The organism is Aeromonas sp. YN13HZO-058 (assembly GCF_001921245.1).
Taxonomy (GTDB): Bacteria; Pseudomonadota; Gammaproteobacteria; order Enterobacterales; family Aeromonadaceae; genus Aeromonas; species Aeromonas allosaccharophila.
Genome location: NZ_MQSY01000032.1, coordinates 1 through 1,084 on the forward strand (window position 1 = coordinate 1; position 1,084 = coordinate 1,084).

Genomic DNA, 1,084 nt, shown 5'->3' on the forward strand with positions numbered 1-1,084 from the left:
AAAGTGGCCTACCCCCTGTTTGATGTTCTGTTCCTGACGCTCTGCGCCGTGATCGGCGGCGCTGAAGGATGGCAGGATATCGAGGACTTTGGTCAGGCGCACCTGGACTGGTTTCAGAAGCGCAAGCTCTTTCCCAATGGGCTGCCGGTTCACGACACCATTGCCCGCGTGATTTCCCGACTCGACCCGGTGCAATTTCAGTATTGCTTCCTCAACTGGATGGCAGCAGTCAGCAAGCGCTGCGAAGGGGACGTGATTGCGCTGGATGGCAAGGTGCTCAGAGGCTCCTATGACCGTGATAACCGGGCGTCAGCTCTCCACATGGTCAGTGCTTTTTCCTGTGCCAATGGCGTAGTGCTCGGGCAGGTCAAGACGGATGCCAAGTCTAATGAGATCACCGCGATCCCGGCACTGTTGTCGATGCTGGATATCAACGGCTGTCTGATATCCATCGATGCGATGGGTTGCCAAACAGCCATAGCGGCTCAGATTGTCGAGCAAGGGGGCCATTACCTGCTGGCTGTCAAAGGCAATCAGGAGCGCTTGTCGAATGCCGTCCGTGAGGTGTTTCGGGATGTGTTGGCAGAAGAGCAACCTATCGCCAGCATCGAACAAAGCCGGGGGAGGATTGAGGTCTGGCAATATTATGTGTTGCCAGCCGATGCGGTGGCTCGAGCCTTCCCCGAGTGGAAGGGGTTGAGCACGTTGGGTGTGGCCATTGGATACCGGCGAGACAACAAAGGAAAGGAGTCGTTGGAGTACCACCACTACATCAGTTCGGCGCCCTTGGAGCGAGCCACTTTCGCTAACGCAGTGCGCCCACTGGGGCATTGAAAACCAGTTACATTGGGTGTTGGACGTGGTGATGAAAGAGGATGCCTGCCAGATTTATCGGGAGGAGGGCTTAGCCAACTTGGCAGCGGTACGACATATTGCGCTGAACATGCTGCGCTCGGAGCGAAGCAAAAAGGTGAGCATCAGACGTAAGCAAAAGATAGCGGCAATGAACAGCAGCTATCTGGAGCAAGTGCTCCTGAGTGGCTTTAACGAAGTGGATGAAAAATAAGCATTCATGCGTTTGCCC

At 55.4% G+C, this 1,084-nt stretch carries 1 pseudogene; it reads left to right on the forward strand.

The window, feature by feature from the left end:
* Positions 1–1,066, forward strand: a pseudogene (locus BSP75_RS07305) (ISAs1 family transposase); the annotation flags it as partial.
* Positions 1,067–1,084: the final 18 nt, after the last annotated feature.